The sequence below is a fragment of the Phocaeicola sp. RTP21198st1_B8_RTP21198_201120 genome, from assembly GCF_040929485.1.
GTDB lineage: Bacteria > Bacteroidota > Bacteroidia > Bacteroidales > Bacteroidaceae > Phocaeicola > Phocaeicola dorei.
Window position 1 is genome coordinate 1 of record NZ_JBCOCI010000400.1, and the last position, 1,258, is coordinate 1,258.

General features: G+C 33.6%; 1 protein-coding gene and 1 pseudogene. Both read left to right on the top strand.

All coding sequences use genetic code 11. From position 1 onward, the window contains the following. Window positions 1-74 precede the first annotated feature (74 nt). Window positions 75-533, top strand: a pseudogene (locus tag AB5935_RS26715) (helix-turn-helix transcriptional regulator); the annotation flags it as partial. Between the two features lie 154 nt (window positions 534-687). Beyond that, window positions 688-1,092: a DUF3244 domain-containing protein gene (locus tag AB5935_RS26720; protein WP_038611451.1), complete on the top strand. Its 405-nt coding sequence runs from the start codon at window positions 688-690 to the stop codon at window positions 1,090-1,092. Window positions 1,093-1,258 lie beyond the last annotated feature (166 nt).

The following is a 1,258-nucleotide window of genomic DNA, read 5'->3' on the forward strand; positions in this document are numbered from 1 at the left end:
CAAAATCCTGAGCAACTTTTTGTTGCTCAGGTACTTAAAAAGTTTAATTTATAATAGTGTTGCGGAATTAAGGTAAACTGCAAAATCATATAAGCAATTATGCCCAATCATTAAAAGAAAAGTCGAAAGAACTGGAAGCAATGGAACATCTATCAGAGGAAAACCAGTATCTACATAAACGCGAGGCTTTTTTATGTAACCAACTCATTAATCAGACAGAATTATTCAATAAACTAAAAACAACAAAGTATATAGACGACCAACTATGGCAAGAAATAAAAGAAAAAATAGATTTATTATTCGATAACTATACTAAAAGACTATACCATCAAATACCTTCCTTAACAGATGGTGATATACAAATATGCTGTTTGATAAAACTACGATTCAGCAACGGTGACATCGCCAACATGTTAGCCATCTCGCCCACATCTGTGTCCAAAAGGAAGTTAAGATTAAAAGAACGCATCGTACAAGAAATAGGTTCATTAGGCGAAAATCAAAGCCTTGATTTATGGCTTATGGAATACTAAAAATAAACAATTGTCTATATCACCTCCCTATAAAAAAAGGTAATAAGCTAGTTATTAACTTATTACCTTTTTTCATTTGTCCACATGATATCTGCACGTTTTTAAAATTTATCCTCTAACTTTGCCTCAAACAAAACAATTAAAACATAAAATTATGAAGTTAAAAAGTATAAAGAAAAGGATATGGGGTATAGTTATTATCATAACTACATTAATAGGTATTTTGCCTGCACAGGCCAATACAACAGAAACTCCTGTTAAAGATGTAGAATTGGATGGCAGATGGGATGATCCTATTAGAAGTGCGACTACCAATTGCCCCATAACTGTATTTACCGATGGCTATCTCCTTACTGTCAAGAACGTATCACCCGACCGTGATATGACCATCCGCATTACAGATATGGCAAAAGGGAGCGTCGTTTATGAAAATAATATTCCTGAAGTACAGAGCGCTTACATCACAATTTCTATTGCAAATTTCCCTGCAGGAGAATATAAACTAGAAATAACAGGTACACCTTCCGGACATTTAACGGGATATTTCACTCAAGAGTGACAGACCTGTTTTCATAACCCGACTAAAATATACCTAAACCGCTAACTTGATTCATTAGAAATTGGAACTTTCATGTTCCAATTTCTATGAATCCTTAATTCCGCAACACTATTATAAATTAAACTTTTTAAGTACCTGAGCAACAAAAAGTTGCTCAGGATTTTGC

Coding starts and splice junctions, on each gene's coding strand:
- AB5935_RS26720 (WP_038611451.1), top strand. CDS start 688: ATGAAGTTAAAAAGTATAAAGAAAAGGATATGGGGTATAGTTATTATC.